Below are 15,860 nucleotides of genomic sequence, written 5' to 3'. Positions count from 1 at the left end.
TAATGATCTTCAGTTATTCCCGCTTATTTGAATTTACGCAGTCTGTTTTGGTAAAAATAGGCTGCCCTGAAAAAGATGCACAACTTGCAGCCGACGTACTCTTATCTGCTGATTTAAGGGGAGTAGATTCACATGGAGTTGCCCGCTTATCAGGATATGTAAGACTTTGGGAAAAAGGCCGGATCAATTCAAAACCGGATATCAGGATTGTCCATGAAAGTCCAAGCACTGCGGTGGTAGATGGAGATGGGGGGCTTGGTTTGGTAGTGGCTCCTTACGCCATGCAGGTAGCCATTGAAAAAGCTAAAAACGCAGGTACAGGCTGGGTGGCCGTCAAAAATTCCAACCATTATGGAATAGCCGGATACCATGCCATGATGGCTCTGGAACACGACATGATAGGCATTTCCCTGACCAATGCCAGTCCTTTGGTAAGTCCGACCTTTTCTAAAGAAAGGCTTTTAGGAACTAACCCCATTTCAGTAGCAATTCCAGCCAAAGAGCAACCCCCATTTGTGGCAGACATGGCTACTACCACTGCTGCCAACGGCAAATTGGAAATCCTGCAAAGAAAAAATCTGGATGCCCCTTTAGGTTGGGTCCAGGACAAAGAAGGTAATCCCACTACTGATTCGAATGGGGTAAAAAAAGGAGGGGCTTTACTTCCATTGGGCGGTGACAGAGAACATGGATCGCACAAAGGCTATGCTTTAGGCGCTATAGTGGATATTTTTTCAGCAGTTTTATCAGGTGCCAATTATGGCCCATGGGTTCCTCCATTTGTGGCATTTCTTGATCCAGACCCCAACCCGGTAGGAGAAGGAATTGGTCACTTCTTCGGTGCCATGAGGGTAGATGCATTCCGTCCCGCAGAAGAATTCAAAACACATATGGATAACTGGATCACCCGGTTCAGAAAAGCCACACCTACGCCGGGAAATGAAAAGGTAATCATCCCGGGAGATCCTGAAAGAGAATTGGAGGCTGAAAGGCGCATCAGTGGCATTCCCCTCCTTGCTCCTGTGGTGGAAGATTTAAGTCAATTGGGAGATAGATTTGGAGTAAAACTTTAAAATCTATCGGGTATATTATATCCGCAAAGACTCCAGTATTCGTGAGAAACGCTGTTTTACCCGTGCCGATATTTCTTGATATTTGGATATTAATGGGTCTTGATTTTAAAATACAGGTAGGTTTTAATGCGTTCAGATTGTGGAATGCTTGCGGATAATCTTAATCCTGAAAGGAGTATTGACCTATTCCAGCTTTGAAAGCCTGATTTTGCCCAAAAGCATCTGAATTCTTTTTATTTAGCCATTCATCAAAAGGCATTGGTTTGGTTTTAGGCTTTTTGTAAATTGTCCAAACAATTATGAAAACCTATTAACCCAATAACCTATGGCTCAGCTCAACAGAAGAGAATTTCTTAAAACAGGAAGTGCCGCTACCCTAGCCCTTGCCAGTATGGGGCTGACGGGGATGTATCCCATAAATAACGAACAACCTCTAAAAGTTGCCCTAATCGGTACTGGTTGGTATGGAAAAAGCGATCTTTTCAGGTTGATGCAGATAGCCAACTGTGAGGTAGTAGCCCTATGTGATGTGGATTCAAATCTTCTAAAAGAGGCCGGGGAATTAGTAGCTAAAAGGTCAAAATCCGGAAAAACACCACAGCTTTATAAAGACTACAGGGAATTACTCAAAAACCACAAACTCGACATTACCGTCATAGGAAGCCCAGACCATTGGCATGCATTACAGGCTATTGCAGCTATTCAGGCGGGTTCCCATGTTTATCTCCAAAAACCCATTTCCGTAGACGTAATCGAAGGAGAGGCGGTGGTGGCTGCAGCCCGGAAATATAATAAAAAAGTGCAGGTTGGGGTTCAGCGGCGAAGTACTCCCCACCTGATGGATGCCAAAAAAGAAATTATAGATACAGGTAAATTGGGGAAAATATCCCATATCGAGATTTGCTGCTATTATCATATGCGTGCCAATGGCAATCCACCTGAAGAAGCGGTACCGGATTTTCTGGATTACGAAATGTGGACAGGACCTGCCCCCTTGAGACCTTATGATGGACTTCCCCATATCCGATGGTGGAGAACTTTCATGGAATATGGCAACGGTATTACAGGGGACATGTGTGTACACATGTTGGACACTGTCAGATGGCTCTTAGGGTTGGGATGGCCAAAAAAAATCACCTCAACAGGTGGAATTTATGTCCAAAAAGAAGGAAAATCGAATATTTCTGACACCCAGACTGCCATCTTTGAATATGATGAATTGAATGTGGTATGGCAGCATAGAACATGGGGCAACCCTGTCGACCCCGAATATCCATGGGCATTCAAAATATTTGGAGAACATGGCATGTTGGCAGGAAGTACCCTAAAAGCAGAATACTTCCCTTATGGAAAAGGGGAAAAGATCCTTTATGACTGCCTATACGAAAGAGAAAAATACCCTGAAGATCTAAGTGAAGACAGAATTGAACTCAATGCGGCTCCTGCTACAAGGAGACAGATGCAGAACCTGATAGACGCTATCAAACAAAATAAGCTCCCCGTAGCAGATATTGAGGAGGGCCATATTTCAACAGCTTCCTGTATTTTGGCAAATATTTCAATGGATCTGGGAGGTAGGCCACTGGTATATGATCCTAAAAAAATGATCGTTGTCAATGATCCGGAGGCAACTTCAAGACTAAGGAGACCTTACAGAGGACCCTGGGTTCATCCCGAACCCGACAAAGTTTAACAGAAATAAACCTCCATAAATCCCCAACAAAATTTGGGGATTTTTTTTTATCCTGCCTGTAGCACTTTTGGTTCTGGTTGCGTCTTCATTTTTAGAAGACTAAACCAACTATTTAAAAAATGAAATCCCATTTAATTAAATTCAGCAAAAGCATTGCAGTATTAATGCTGCTCACTTCTTCTTTCCTTTGGTTTGGCTGCTTGCCTGATCACAATGACCGTCCTTTACCGGATGCGGCATTTGTTTCCATTTATCATGGCTCACCGGACGCTCCTGATCTTGACATTTATACAGAAGCCAGAAAAATCACGCAATCTCCACTAAGATTTGGAGAGTCCTTCCCTTATAGTCAGTTTTTTACAGGAAAACGACTGTTGAGATTTACTCCCTACCTTGCCGTAAACACCTTATTGGAATCGGAATTTACTTTTGAAAAAGACAAAGTTTATACACTTTTTTTGGCAAATACGGTTTCTGACCTTGAAGTGGTTCAGGTGGAAGATAAATGGAGCGATCCGGATGCTGATCATGCCCAAATAAGGCTTGCCCATTTATCCCCTGATTCCGGAGAAATAGAGGTTCTTTTGAATGGAAACCTAAAGCTTTTCGGGGAATACCAGGGTTTCAGGGAAATTTCCGAATTCAAAAAAATCGAAAAAGGCAAATACAATGTGGAAGTAAAGTCAAGAGTCACCGGAGAAGTATTGGTAAGCAGCAGTGAAATCGACCTAAGGGGAAACCGGGTTTATTCCCTGGTAATCAGAGGACATGAAACACCTATAAACGGTAGTAAACCATTAAGCATCCAACTAATAACCAACTATATTAAATTCTAAGCTGTTTTTTCTGGGTTAATTTTTATCAATCCCGGAGGCCATAGCTTCCGGGATTTTTTTATCCAAACAAATCTGAACTTAAATACCTGTCTCCTCTATCACAGGTAATGCAAACAATCAATCCCTCATCCAAAGACTCCGACAATTTTAAGGCAGCATGGAGTGCCCCCCCACTGCTCATCCCGGCCAGGATTCCCTCCTCTCTGGCCATCCTCCTTGTCATTAAAGTCGCTTCTTCCTGACTTACATCAATCACTTGATCCACCCTGGAAGCATCAAATATCTTGGGAAGAAATTCCGGTGTCCATCTTCTAATTCCTGGAATATTGGAGCCATGCGTGGGCTGTGTCCCAACAATCTGAATGGCAGGATTTTTTTCTTTCAAATACATGGACACACCCATAATGGTACCCGTAGTACCCATGGCAGATACAAAATGGGTAACTTTCCCATGGGTATCCTTCCATATTTCAGGACCAGTGCTATAATAATGGGCCAAATAATTATCAGAATTTGCAAATTGATTGAGGATAATATAACCCTCTTTTTGAGCCATTTCTTCTGCCAATTCTCTGGAATATTCAATCGTCCTTTCTGCGGGTGTTAGTATTACTTTGGCTCCATAAGCTTCCATAGAAAGTACTCTTTCTCTGGTGGAATTATCCGGCATAATCAAGGTCATCTCCAGCCCCATTACATTGGCTACCATGGCAAGTGCTATTCCGGTATTTCCGCTTGTCGCCTCTACCAGTCTATCTCCAGGCTTAATATCCCCTCTTTCCAAGGCACTTTTTATCATATTGTAAGCCGCCCTATCTTTTACACTTCCTCCGGGGTTTTGGCCTTCCAGCTTACAAAAAATCTTGACCTTAGGCTTCACTGGAATATGAGACAACTCCACCAAAGGGGTATTTCCAATCAAATCCAGTAATTTCATGTTTAATTTTTTATTATGTAGGTATCGGTCTCATCAGAAGCTGGATTGTACATCTTAGCCTGATAATAAATTTTGCTATTGGCAGGCACACTTTTGGTAAGCCATACATTACCTCCAATAGTAGAATGATGGCCTATTACCGTGTCACCTCCAAGGATAGTAGCACCAGCATAAATCACTACAAAGTCCTCAATAGTTGGATGTCTTTTTTTATCGGCGTCAGATTTTTCAACACTGAGCGCACCCAAAGTCACGCCCTGATAAATTTTGACACATTTCCCGATGACCGTGGTCTCTCCTATCACAATACCTGTCCCATGGTCAATGCAGAATCTTTCGCCGATTTTTGCTCCAGGGTGAATATCGACGCCTGTTTTGCTATGGGAATATTCTGTAATCATCCTGGGGATCAGATTTACACCTAATGAATGCAGCAAATGCGCCACCCTGTATGCCGCTACAGCATAAAAGCCGGGATAGCACCTAATAACTTCTGTGGTGCTTTTAGCAGCAGGATCACCATCAAACAAGGCCTGTACATCTTGAATCAAAAGGTCATAAACCTGTTCCAATTTTTGAAAAAAAAGGTTGGCAATTTCGGAACCATCCCCATCATGCAGGTGCTTGTTTCTGATCAGAATCCTGCTCAATTTATGCCTTAACTCTTCAATTTTTTCTGCAATTTGATCTTCCTCCTTCATCAATTCCGTGGCAAAATCCGGAAAAAGTAATCCAAGAATATTGTCAAAAAAGGTATGGATAACTTTAGGAGCAGGACATTCCGGACAGTTTTTGTGGGATTGACTAAGTTTTCGGATCAGGGATTCCATGTTTATTGTAGGGAAAGTTGATGTTATAATACAAAACCTACTCTAATTACATATGGTTCATTGTATGGAGAACGCCTATTATCATGCAAGAGGTTGTACAGAAATGTAAAATTAGCGCCCCCTCTGCTTCCAAACGGCGCGAAGTACCCAGCTCCTAAAAAAAATCCCGGCACCCAGGTCCTTTCAAACCTTTCAGAGAGGGGATTAAATAAATCAAAATTCAAACTTTCATATTCGGTATGGAGAAAAATATTGGGAAACACATTATACCTTCCAAATACCCTCCCGCCATAAAGACTGCTACTTCCCCCTATAAATCTTCTATCATCGAAATATTGGTAAGTAGCACCTACGCCTCCCGAAAGCCTATTGGTAATCATGGCCCCAACCAAAGGTGAAACATCAATAAAGGTGATTGTGCCAAAAGACATTCCGAAATTGCCCCCATAATATAACCTGTCTTTCAAAGGGGGGCGGTTACCTTCATCGATTTCTCTCTGTGCAAAAACACTTAAACTCGAAAGAAAAAAAGAAAAAATTAATAAAAAATGAAGTTTATTCTTCAACCACAACATAAAGATCCTCGGTTTTTCTCTTCATCAAATACCTTTCCCTTGCAAATTTTTCCAACATTTCATAGTTGCTCATAAGTTCCTCTCTGTCCTCCTGTATCTTCTCCTTTCTCTCGAGGTAAAACTCTTTCTGTTTTTCCAACTCCCTCAGCTTTGACCTCAACTTGAACTGTGAAAAGACATCATTGGAATCCATAAAAACCATCCAGATAAGAAAAAACAAGGTAAAGACCACATAGAAGTTTTTGGTGTATTTCAGGTACTTGGCCATTTTATCTAATTTGGTACAAACAAAGATAGGAATTGAACGCATAAAATTCCAATGAAGCAATTTAAGGAAAATTTTTTCCAATTATCTAATTACCGGTCATTCCATCATCAAACAACAGAGAAACAATGCCCAAATGATTATATTGATGAATTAATCTGACAGCAAAATGAACAAAAAACTTTCCATGATCGCTTTTTGGACAGCAGCAATCTGTTTGGCTTTTCAAACCAATCAGGCTGAAGCCCAGCAGATCCGACCCACTTCTGCAAAAGAAATGCAGGAGTCCGTCAAAAAACACCAAGAAATGTTGGAAAACAGCCCATACAGGGATTATCCGGCAAGAAATGTGGGACCTACAAATATGAGCGGCAGGATAGTGGATATTGAGGTCAGCAGTGACTTCAAGACTTACTATGTAGCGGCAGCATCAGGAGGAGTTTGGAAAACCATGGACAACGGGCAATCCTTTACCCCTATTTTTGATCACTTGGGTGCTATGGGGATTGGAGACATGGCCATAGCTCCTTCCAATGATCACATTATTTGGGTTGGTACCGGTGAAAACAATTCCAGCCGGTCTACCTATGCCGGGGCAGGCGTGTACAAAAGCTCTGATGCCGGAAAATCATGGGAATTTATGGGCCTGCCATTTTCGCAGCATATCGGACAGATCCAAATACACCCACAAAACCCGGAAATTGTTTGGGTAGGATCCATGGGCTCACTGTATTCCAGAAATGAAGAAAGAGGATTGTATAAAACCACGGATGGAGGAAAAACCTGGAAGAAAACACTTTATATCAATGACAATACCGGTGTAATTGATATCAAAATCCATCCACAAAACCCCAATATAATCTTGGCTGCAACCTGGGAAAGATTCAGGCAGGCCCATGATTTTGTAGGTAATGGCAAAGGCTCCGGCATTTGGCGTTCTGAAGACGGAGGTGACACTTGGACAAAAGCCATGGAAGGGTTCCCCCAGGATGAATTTGTAGGCAGAATTGGTTTTGACTTTAGTGTAAGCAGGCCTAACGTGGTCTATGCCTTACTGGACAATCAAAAGCCTCAAGAAAATTCCAGGCCACAGGGCCCTAGAAACCTTTCTAAAGTCGACCTCAATTTGGAAAGCATCAGATCCATGACCGTTCAGGATATTTTGAACCTGGAAGATGAAAAACTCGAAAAACTACTTAGAAGCAACAGATTTGCATCGAAATACAATTCGGCCAGTGTTAAAAGGCTGTTAAGATTAGGGAGAATTACTCCAGCCCAAATTGCGGATTACCATGGAGGGGGCCAGGATGCCAATGCCTCTTTGTTCGATACCTCCATTGCGGGTGCTGAAGTTTACCGATCGACAGATGCCGGGAAAAGTTGGTCGAAAGTGAATGAAAGCAATTTAGACAGGCTTTATAACACCTATGGTTATTATTTCGGGGAAATCCGGGTTAACACCCAAAATGAAGAAGAAGTGTTTATCTTAGGTGTACCGCTGCTGGTTTCGAGAGATGGTGGAAAAACTTTCGCCAGGACCGATACGGTCGGTGACGTACATTCTGACCACCAGGCACTTTGGATCAACCCACAAGACAGTAAGCACTTAATACTTGGCAATGATGGGGGGCTTTATATTTCCTATGGTGGGGGAGAAAGGTGGGACCACCTCAACAATGAATTGACCATAAGTCAGTTTTATTCGATCATGGTGGATGAAAAAACACCTTATAATATTTATGGGGGAATGCAGGACAATGGGGTATGGTATGGAAAATCAACTGGAAAACCATCCGATGTCTGGACTTCCCTAATGGGAGGTGATGGCATGGTGGTTGCTGTAGATACCAGAAGCAATGATATAGTCTACACCGGTTTTCAATTTGGAAATTACTTCAGAATCAACACCACAACCGGGGAAAGAAAAATGGTCACCCCATCCCATGATATTGGCAGGGCACCCAATCGTTGGAACTGGAGAACACCTGCCATCCTTAGCCAACATAATCAGGATATTTTCTACATGGGTTCACAGTATGTGTACAGAAGTTTGGATAGAGGGGATACCTGGGAAACCATCTCCCCTGACCTGACCAAGAACCAAAAAAGCGGTAATGTCCCTTTTGCTACCCTGACTGTAATAGAGGAGTCTCCTTTTGAATTCGGAACCCTCTACGCGGGTTCGGATGATGGGAATTTGTGGGTCACCAAAGATCATGGTTCTAATTGGGCGGATATAAGCAAAGGGCTTCCCCAAAATCGCTGGATAAGCAGCATAACCCCTTCCCAACACAAAGAAGGACTTGTTTATGTCACCCTCACTGGATATAGATTTGATGAATTCACGCCTTTTGTTTATAAAAGTCCGGATTATGGAAAAACTTGGACCTCCATTGCTGCCGGATTGCCTTTCGAGGCTGTCAATATTTTAAAAGAAGATCCCAAATTTGACAACATCCTGTATGTTGGAACCGACCATGGACTTTATATCAGTACCGATGGCGGAAAAAGTTATGCACTATTTCAAGGTCACCTTCCCAATGTTGCCATCTATGATATGGCCATTCAAAAAAGAGAAAATGAACTGGTCATAGGCACTCATGGTAGAAGTGTGTTTATTATTGACCTCAAACCCATCCATCAACTTGTCTCTTCTAACTCTAAAGAAATCCAGGTCATCAATACTTCGGAAATCAGGTACAATCCCAGGTTATCTGCTTGGTACGAAGGAATCGTCAATAAACCCAGACAGCAAATACTTTTCTATACTCCAGTGGAAGGGGAAGTGAAGCTGGAAATACAAAATGATAAGGGAGAGGTGATACAATCCTGGTTACAAAAAGCTAGGGCAGGCTTCAATCAGAGTAGTTGGGAATATGGGGAGATGGGAAGAGGAAAATACAAGGTATACGTCTATAGTGGTAATGATAAAGGGGAGTTGGAATTTGAAGTGAAATAAAAAGGTGAGAATTGCAATTCAGACAAATAAAAAAGAGCAGCCAAATAGGTTGCTCTTTTCTATTAAAACAACCTAAAACCTGCAGATAAAACTAACTGGTTGAGTCTTTGGTCCGTCTCAAACCCAGCAACACTCCTGGCTATTTTGCTTAATGAATTTTCATACTTAAAATCCAAAATCAAATTCTTTATATCAAGTCCTATGCCCGCCTGATACCCTAAAGTGGCGGATTTATAATCTACGTTTAGGGCATTTTGAAAGGCATCTTCGAATTGGTAATCCAACAAAACAGAGGCAATAGGTCCTGCCTGAAACCTAAAAAAACCACCTAACTTAAAACCAAACATGACGGGAATATCAATCCTGTTAAAAGTTGCATCATAGGTCAGATCCAAAGCATCCGTGGATTGAATGATCGTTCCGCCTGTTTGGGTAAACAAAAACTCGGGCTGAAGAAAAATAGAATGCCCACCCATCCTGACAAAAGCACCCAGGTGATAGCCGAGTTTTTCTTCACCTGACTCAAAAGTATCTCCATTTACGGTGATGTTAGAACGGGAAAGGCCAAATTTAGGACCAATAGAAAAATCCTGGGCATACGTTAAAACTGCCACATTAAGAAAGTAAAACATAAAAAGGAGCCTTTTCATTTGAGGATCTTTTTGATGAATTTACTTAAAAAAAACTTCAGAAAAAAATTAAGCCTATACCAAAATACGGTTAAACCTTAATTTATTGCACTGCTACCCATTCCAAAGGCTTTGGCGATTCCGTAAAGCTCATGAAAATCCATGGGTTTGGGTAAAAGCCTATCAAAAGAAATGACACTCGTCCTCTTAAAATACTCTATATCACCTGCTGTAAATCCTATGATGGGAATACTACTAATGGCATCGTTTAATTTAATTTCAGCCAAAAGTTGAATGCCGTCCATTTTGGGCATCATGATATCTGTAATGACAACATTGAAGTCAGGTTCTTGGATGAGAATCTCCAAGGCCTCCTCTCCGTCACTTGCCGTGAACACAGTATCATTCTCCCTTTCAAATATTTTTTTCAGAATAAGCCTGTTAATGGCATCGTCATCTACCACAAGGACTTTCATAAATTCAAATTGTTGATGTATCGATGCTAAGTTACATATTTTTTTATGCAAAATGCATTTTAATGAAGTTAATTTACAAAAAAAGAGAGGCGAACACCTCTCTTTTTTATGTATGTTTCTTAAAACATCGATCAACCGCCTTCCTGTGGGGTTCCAAATACCCCAAGTAAATCCAAAAGCACCAAAGCTATCACTATTGGACATACCCACTTGATAAAGAAAACCCAGGCTGTTCTAAAGAAACCTTTGAAACCCGGAGCCCCTTGTGCCAATTCATCGGCATAATCAGAGATTTTCTTTGCCCAACCCGTATATAAACTCAGCATCAAGCAAATCAATACTACTGCAAATGTCCCAAAGGTGAAATCCATAATACTGAAAAATCCCACTTGGGTATTACCAAGGAATGTGATGGTCAGGTCACTAAAATAATTGCCCTCAATGGAAGAAAGTGCAGAAGGAACAGAAAGCGCCATGGCGGCGATTCCAATGGTCCATGCAGCTTTTTTCCTACTCCATTTTCTTTCATCTATAAAATAAGCTACAGGAACTTCCAACATAGAAATGCTGGAGGTAAGCGCTGCCACTAAAAGCAACAAGAAGAACATAGCTCCAATGAAGTTTCCTCCAGGCATGGCATCAAATACAGCTGGAAGAACCTCAAATACCAGCGCAGGTCCTCCTGCCGGATCTTTTCCGGGCAACAAGGCAAACAAAGCAGGAAATACCATCAAACCACCTAAAAGCGCTACAACCGTATCCATCCCTGCAATCCAACCTGAAGATTTGACAATGTTACTGCTCTTAGGCAAATAAGATCCAAAGGTAATCATCAAGCCCCATCCAACAGACATGGAGAAGAAAGCTTGCCCGAGGGCCTGCAATGCAACCTTTGTGCTGATTTTAGAAAAATCAGGTTTCAAATAATACTCTATTCCAGCGCCTGCACCCTCCAGTGTCACTGCTCGACCTGCAATGAAAATGATAATGATGAAAAGTATCGGCATCAAAAACTTAGCAGCCTTTTCAATTCCTCCGGAAACCCCACCCAACACAATACCGATAGTCATTAGAATAAAGATAAAACAAAGCGGAATCACATACATGGGAGTATCTTGAAATTCGCTGAAATTGATCGGAATATTGATCAATTCTGTAAAGATGTACCCTATGGTCCAACCTGCAATTACTGAGTAATAAGACAATACACAGAAACAAACCAAAATACAGAGAATCCCGGCTATCTGCCAGAACTTGTTGCCACCGGTAACTTTAATGGCACCTATTGGGTTTTTACCCGAAATTCTACCAAGGGCAATCTCATTCAGTAAAAGTGGGAGACCTATCAGCAGTACACAAATGGCATAAACAAATACGAATGCGCCACCACCGTTTTCACCTGTGAGGTAAGGAAATCTCCATATATTTCCCAAACCTACCGCAGAACCGGCAGCCGCCATAATAAAACCCAAACTGGAACCCCATTGCCCCCTGCCCTGGGTATCAGAACTCATCGCCATAGTCTATTGATTAGTAGTGTTTTAATGAAAATTTAACATTTAAAGATCGGCTAATTTAATTTGTTTTGATAAAATACCAATTCCGTCCATAAAACTTTTGGGGGAATATCCCAACTGAGACTGGGCTTTTTCAATGATAAAACCGGTTTTTAAAGGACGCCTTGCGGGCTGCTTAAAAATACTTGAATCCACTTCCTTGATGAGGGATTTATCCAGACCAAAATATTCCGCCGTCATCATGGCCATATCATAGGGGGTGAGGAAATCCTTTCCTGAAATATTGAAAATACCGGTAGCTCCCTTTTCCATAATCAGAATGCATCCTTCTGCCAGATCTTCTGCCAAAGTAGGCGTCCTCCACTGATCATTTACTACTTGAATGGTTTTTCCCTCTTCTAGAGACTTTTTTACCCAGAGGATGATATTGGAGCGGCTCATATCTGCTGCCAAACCGTATACCAAAACGGTCCTTGCTATTGCCCATTTGATCTGAGATGCCTGAAGCAATTGTTCGGATTTCAACTTGGTCATCCCATAGTAATTTACTGGATCCGGAACTCCATCTTCATCATATGGCCCATCCTCTCCACTGAAAATAAAATCTGTTGACAAATGAATAAAATGGGTACCTGTGGATTCACATGCATGTATCAAATATCTGACCGCCTCAATATTGCAAAGGTCACATGCTGTTTTATTTGTCTCACAATCATCTACATTAGTCATGGCGGCTGTATGGATCAAAAAATCCGGCCTCACCTTTTCAAATACCTCCATCACCTGTTCAGCATCTGTAACATCGAGTTCTATCCATTGATAGCCTTTTTCCCAATCCTCAGGAAGCCTGGATTTTCCTTTACCTGAAGCGTAAACCTGATAATTCGGATTGTCTTTTAATTTTTGAACCAATTTCTGCCCAAGAAGCCCGTTAGCTCCCGATATCAACACTTTCTTCATGTATTACTTACTATAACTATAACCAAAATCCTTTTCAATTTTGGATTTGGGCAGAAGTTCAACACTAACCTTCATGTAAACCTTATTCACAGGAATATCCCTCTGACCGGTAGGCTCAGCAGCAATTTTTTCCATGACATCCAGACCCTTGACGACTTTTCCAAATACGGTATATTCTCCATCTAAATGAGGCGTTCCTCCAAAAGTAGTATAAGCTTCAATCTGTTCCTTGGTCATGGGCTTTTCCAAGCTGATGCTATAGAATTTCTCCATATTGGACTTCTCTGCCAACATCATTTCATTTAGGGTTTCATACTGCTCTTCTTCATAAAGTTGGGCATATTTTTCCTTTAATTCGGAATTACTGGCCAGCTGAATGTATTTAAAAAAAGTTTCTCCCAACAGCCTCATATCAGTGACCAATTCATCCCTGGTATATACTTTCCCCTGAACGATATAAAACTGGGATCCGCTGGATCTCCTTTCGGGATTGACATTGTTGCCCATCCGGGCTGCAGCTATCATTCCCTTGGAATGGATTAATCCAGGTTTAATCTCTGCGGGAATTGTTGGCCAGGCATCCTGGGGCAGGCCTTCTTTACCAAATACATCTCCTCCCTGGATCATGAAATTTTGAATGACCCGATGAAAGTCCGTGGAATCAAACCTGCCAGCTTTGGCGAGTTCAATAAAATTTTCCTTGTGTCTTGGAGTCTCATCAAATAAAATAGCATACATATCCCCATGTCTGGTATGAATTTTCACCAAATAATCCTTTTCTGATTTACAGGATGAAAATATAGTGAGTAACAGTGCAAATGATGCAAAAACGGTAAGTTTCATTTTTTTAATGCCGATTTGATTTCCTTTAATATTTTTTCTCCGCCGGAATCCATTACAAGACCTGCCAATTGCTCACCTAATTTTTCAGCTTCCTCAGGCTTTCCAACAACTCTATGTACAATCCGCTGATGACCATCCAGAGAAACAATCCCGCCATTTAGTTTAAGTTGACCCTGCTCCAAATTTGCAAGGGCAAAAACAGGAATGCTACAGCCCCCTTCTAAAACTCGTAAATAACTTCTTTCCGCGATCAGCCTGTAACCAGTTTCAACATGATGACAGGCCTCCACAATTTTACTCTTTATTGCCGGGTCCAAACCTACCGCAGACTCTATGGCTACAGATCCCTGACCCACAGCTGGGGTAAACTCCTCCAAAGAAAGTTCATACCTGATCATATCATCATAACCCATCCTGTGGGCTCCGGCATAAGCAAGCAATAAAGCATCACAAATCCCTGACTCCATTTTGGCTATCCTGGTCTGAAGATTTCCCCTGACTTCAACGGTTTGAATGTGAGGATAAAAGTGCTTCAAAGTAGCCACCCTCCTTGTAGAGGATGTCCCCAGCAGCAATGGTTTTGATGCATCTCGGTAATCAATATCCTTATTATGGCTTAATAGAATGTCATTTACCTTTTCACGCTCTGTAAACGCAATGATTTCAAAACCATCCGGCAACCTGGACTGCATGTCTTTGGCACTATGAACAGCGATATCGATTCCTCCGGAAGCCAACTGTTCTTCCAACTCCTCAGTAAATACCCCTTTGCTTCCTATTTTTGCAATGGATACGTCCAGTATCTTATCTCCCTTGGTTTCTATGATCACTATCTCTGCATCCAAACCTTTGGCTTTCAGCAAATCAGCTACATAATAGGCTTGCCAGAGGGCCAGTTTGCTGCCTCTAGTGCCTATCCGGATTGCTCTCTTCATTTTTGCTTTTCTTTTTTCTGATCTTCTTTTCGACCGATTCCTCTATAAATTTCACTATCTCCCCTGCAATATTGACTCCGGTAGCTTTTTCTATTCCTTCTAATCCCGGACTACTGTTCACTTCCAAAATCAAAGGTCCTCTATCGGATTGCAACAAATCCACTCCCGCAATATCTAATCCCAATGCCTTGGCTGCCCCAAGAGCGGCTGCTTTTTCAGCTTTAGACAACTTGATCACAGTGGCTTTACCTCCACGGTGCAGGTTGGATCTGAACTCCCCTTCAGCGCCCTGTCTTTTCATAGCCCCTACCACTTTCCCGTTGACAACAAAAGCCCTGATATCTGCCCCCTTGGCCTCCTTTATAAATTCCTGAACAATGATCCTTGCCTTGAGTCCATGAAATGCCTCAATCACCGACTGACCGGCCTTTTTGGTCTCAGCCAAGACAACCCCCAAACCTTGTGTACCTTCCAGTAATTTGATTATCAGAGGAGCTCCTCCCACCCTTTCGATAAGGGCTTTCTCCCCGCCTTTGGAAAAATTTGTAAAAGCGGTCTTGGGCATACCCAAACCGGCTTTGGATAAAATCTGAAGACTTCTGAGTTTGTCCCGGCTCCTGACAATTGCCTGGGACTCCACAGCGGAAAAAACGCCCATCAACTCAAATTGACGGACAACGGCCGTACCATAAAAAGTTACAGATGCACCAATCCTAGGTATAATAGCGTCTACCTTAGATAACTTCTCTCCTTTGTAAATTATCGATGGACCTTCCTGCTCAATGATCAGGTCACAGATGGAATGATCCACTACAAGCGCTTCGTGACCTGCATCTTTGATGGCTTCAACCAGCCTCCTGGTAGAATATAGATGGGGATTCCGGGATAGAACCGCGATTCTCATTTCTTTGATTTTTTTGACAAATTAACTTGCTGAACATCCACTAAAAACCTCCCACTCAACATTTTCCTGCCCAATAAAATCGGGTTTTTCATTTTCGACCTGTCCGTGAGTGTAAATTCTGATTCAAATTCTTCCCCAAACATAAGGACTTTCGTAGTCACTTTGTAGCGGACTTCTTCCTGGCCAAAGGAATTCCTTACCTTTTTTTGGGTAAAATTCCGGGTATGCAACAGTTTATCTTTGAATTTTTTGTGGGAAGGATCAAGGACCTTGAAGTAAAGTACCTTTTTTCCTTCTTCATTTCTTTCTTCACAATAAGTACAATGGATAGAGGAGGTATAAGCGCCTGTATCAATTTTGGCAACCACATTTTTCAAATCCCATTCCGGAATGGAAATCCTTTCTCTTCTGCCAATTACTTTTTTCAT

At 41.9% G+C, this 15,860-nt stretch carries 16 protein-coding genes; 4 read left to right on the top strand and 12 right to left on the bottom strand.

The window, feature by feature from the left end:
- Positions 1-2 precede the first annotated feature (2 nt).
- The 3 genes from BC751_RS08050 (at position 3) to BC751_RS08040 (ending at position 3,602) form a co-directional block, all read left to right on the top strand.
- A complete protein-coding gene (locus BC751_RS08050) occupies positions 3-1,073 on the top strand; it encodes an Ldh family oxidoreductase (RefSeq protein ID WP_130275099.1) in 1,071 nt (356 codons plus the stop codon).
- 325 nt (positions 1,074-1,398) lie between these two features.
- On the top strand, positions 1,399-2,766 hold the full coding sequence (locus tag BC751_RS08045; protein ID WP_130275098.1) for a Gfo/Idh/MocA family protein: 1,368 nt from the start codon (positions 1,399-1,401) through the stop codon (positions 2,764-2,766).
- Between the two features lie 119 nt (positions 2,767-2,885).
- Positions 2,886-3,602, top strand: a complete 717-nt coding sequence (locus BC751_RS08040) for a DUF4397 domain-containing protein (RefSeq protein ID WP_130275097.1) — start codon at positions 2,886-2,888, stop codon at positions 3,600-3,602.
- 58 nt (positions 3,603-3,660) lie between these two features.
- Here BC751_RS08040 and cysM read toward each other — a convergent pair whose 3' ends face one another.
- The 4 genes from cysM to BC751_RS08020 are packed head-to-tail and all read right to left on the bottom strand — an operon-like array spanning position 3,661 to position 6,212.
- Positions 3,661-4,539, bottom strand: coding sequence for a cysteine synthase CysM (gene cysM, locus BC751_RS08035; RefSeq protein WP_130275096.1), 879 nt, complete (start codon positions 4,537-4,539; stop codon positions 3,661-3,663).
- Between the two features lie 2 nt (positions 4,540-4,541).
- A complete protein-coding gene (locus tag BC751_RS08030; protein WP_130275095.1) occupies positions 4,542-5,369 on the bottom strand; it encodes a serine O-acetyltransferase in 828 nt (275 codons plus the stop codon).
- Positions 5,370-5,392: 23 nt separating this feature from the next.
- Complete coding sequence (locus tag BC751_RS08025) at positions 5,393-5,944, bottom strand: hypothetical protein (protein ID WP_130275094.1); 552 nt, start codon at positions 5,942-5,944, stop codon at positions 5,393-5,395.
- Positions 5,925-6,212: an FtsB family cell division protein gene (locus BC751_RS08020; RefSeq protein WP_130275093.1), complete on the bottom strand. Its 288-nt coding sequence runs from the start codon at positions 6,210-6,212 to the stop codon at positions 5,925-5,927. The genes BC751_RS08025 and BC751_RS08020 overlap by 20 nt, the downstream gene beginning before the upstream one ends.
- 166 nt (positions 6,213-6,378) lie before the next feature.
- On the opposite strand from BC751_RS08020, the gene BC751_RS08015 reads away from it, so the two are divergent.
- Positions 6,379-9,168: a WD40/YVTN/BNR-like repeat-containing protein gene (locus BC751_RS08015; protein ID WP_130275092.1), complete on the top strand. Its 2,790-nt coding sequence runs from the start codon at positions 6,379-6,381 to the stop codon at positions 9,166-9,168.
- Positions 9,169-9,230: 62 nt separating this feature from the next.
- Here the strand turns inward: BC751_RS08015 and BC751_RS08010 are convergent, their stop codons facing one another.
- The 8 genes from BC751_RS08010 to BC751_RS07975 form a co-directional block, all read right to left on the bottom strand.
- Positions 9,231-9,818 (bottom strand): porin family protein, encoded by a 588-nt coding sequence (locus tag BC751_RS08010; RefSeq protein ID WP_130275091.1) that lies wholly within the window; start codon positions 9,816-9,818, stop codon positions 9,231-9,233.
- 77 nt (positions 9,819-9,895) lie between these two features.
- On the bottom strand, positions 9,896-10,273 hold the full coding sequence (locus BC751_RS08005; protein ID WP_130275090.1) for a response regulator: 378 nt from the start codon (positions 10,271-10,273) through the stop codon (positions 9,896-9,898).
- Between the two features lie 131 nt (positions 10,274-10,404).
- Positions 10,405-11,793, bottom strand: a complete 1,389-nt coding sequence (locus tag BC751_RS08000; RefSeq protein WP_130275089.1) for a sodium-dependent transporter — start codon at positions 11,791-11,793, stop codon at positions 10,405-10,407.
- Between the two features lie 39 nt (positions 11,794-11,832).
- Positions 11,833-12,750, bottom strand: coding sequence for an SDR family oxidoreductase (locus BC751_RS07995; RefSeq protein ID WP_130275088.1), 918 nt, complete (start codon positions 12,748-12,750; stop codon positions 11,833-11,835).
- 3 nt (positions 12,751-12,753) lie between these two features.
- Positions 12,754-13,593, bottom strand: a complete 840-nt coding sequence (locus tag BC751_RS07990) for a peptidylprolyl isomerase (protein WP_130275087.1) — start codon at positions 13,591-13,593, stop codon at positions 12,754-12,756.
- Positions 13,590-14,528, bottom strand: coding sequence for a hydroxymethylbilane synthase (gene hemC / locus BC751_RS07985; RefSeq protein WP_130275086.1), 939 nt, complete (start codon positions 14,526-14,528; stop codon positions 13,590-13,592). The genes BC751_RS07990 and hemC overlap by 4 nt, the downstream gene beginning before the upstream one ends.
- Positions 14,500-15,432: a 30S ribosomal protein S6--L-glutamate ligase gene (gene rimK / locus BC751_RS07980; RefSeq protein WP_130275085.1), complete on the bottom strand. Its 933-nt coding sequence runs from the start codon at positions 15,430-15,432 to the stop codon at positions 14,500-14,502. The genes hemC and rimK overlap by 29 nt, the downstream gene beginning before the upstream one ends.
- A complete protein-coding gene (locus BC751_RS07975) occupies positions 15,429-15,860 on the bottom strand; it encodes an ATP-dependent zinc protease family protein (RefSeq protein WP_130275084.1) in 432 nt (143 codons plus the stop codon). Before BC751_RS07975 ends, rimK begins: the two co-directional genes overlap by 4 nt.

Origin of the sequence: Cecembia calidifontis, from assembly GCF_004216715.1 — a bacterium.
GTDB lineage: Bacteria > Bacteroidota > Bacteroidia > Cytophagales > Cyclobacteriaceae > Cecembia_A > Cecembia_A calidifontis.
Note: the sequence above shows the minus strand (reverse complement) of the source record. Positions and strands in the feature narration are given on the sequence as shown.